This is a genomic window from Veillonella parvula, assembly GCF_001553335.1.
Lineage (GTDB): Bacteria > Bacillota > Negativicutes > Veillonellales > Veillonellaceae > Veillonella > Veillonella parvula_S.
This window is the reverse complement of record NZ_KQ960788.1, coordinates 1-1,081: the sequence shown is the minus strand read 5'-3', so window position 1 is coordinate 1,081 and position 1,081 is coordinate 1. Positions and strand designations below refer to the sequence as shown.

Annotated in this window: 1 protein-coding gene; it reads left to right on the top strand. The window is 34.5% G+C overall.

Annotation, left to right across the window (positions count from 1 at the left end; all coding sequences use genetic code 11):
* Nucleotides 1–1,053: IS1249 family transposase (locus tag HMPREF1865_RS03880; RefSeq protein WP_060919239.1), on the top strand; the 1,053-nt coding region annotated here is incomplete at its 5' end.
* Nucleotides 1,054–1,081: the final 28 nt, after the last annotated feature.

The following is a 1,081-nucleotide window of genomic DNA, read 5'->3' as shown; positions in this document are numbered from 1 at the left end:
TCTCAAAGGTGGATTTGTAAACAGTGTAAGTGTTCTTTTACGAATATAATTACAAAAAATGATGTTGAGTTACAAAGATTTTTAAATTGGTTATTTGGTAAGACGACTCAAAGTGAAATGCCTGGACAAGGTCGTAGTTTTCGTAGAACTGTGGCAAAATTTTGGAACTTTTGGCCATTGCCACCTAAAGTCGAAGTATCGAGCACGGTTGTTTTTGTTGATGGAATTTATCTAGCTAGAAATGCTTGTATTTTAATTTGTTGTAATGAAAAGTATGTTTTAGGCTGGTATGTATGTAGATATGAACATTCTAGGGCTTGGCATGCTTTATTACAACGAATAGCTAGTCCCGTAGTTGTTATTTCTGATGGCGGTACAGGTTTTCAAAAAGCATTAAAAAAAGTTTGGCCTAAAGCCAAACTACAAAGGTGTATTTTCCATGCATTTCAACAAGTTAAGCGCTATACAACGACACGGCCTAAAAGTATTGCTGGAAATGAATTATATGGGTTAGCAAAATCATTATTAGTCGTAAAAACACAGGATCAAGCTACCTTTTGGGTTCAAAATGTAATATCTTGGAAAATACGGCATAAAGTATTTTTAGCGGAAACAACAATAGATGAATATGGAACAATACGACCCAAGCATGAACGTCTAATAAAGGCAGAAAATTCCTTAGTTAAATTAATCAATAAAAATCTGTTATTTACCTATTTAGATGAATCCTTAGAATTTGAATGTCCAGCTACAAATAATCGAATTGAAGGCGGAGTTAACGCACAATTACGCACTATGTTACGTAATCACCGTGGGATGTCCATTGAAAGACGAATAAAAGCGGTGTTCTGGTGGTGCTATATGCACTCACCGAACCCGCTTTCATTTAAAGAAATACTTAAGGTTATGCCGACCAATAAAAGTATCTCTGACATATATAATACCATGATACTACAATCTAGGTTAGAAAGTTCAATTCCAACATGGGGTGATGCCATTGTTTGGAGTGATTTACATAATTATGATCAATCTTTTTTCAATTCATGGAATTAAATTTGCAACACGTTTTGTCCTATAACCC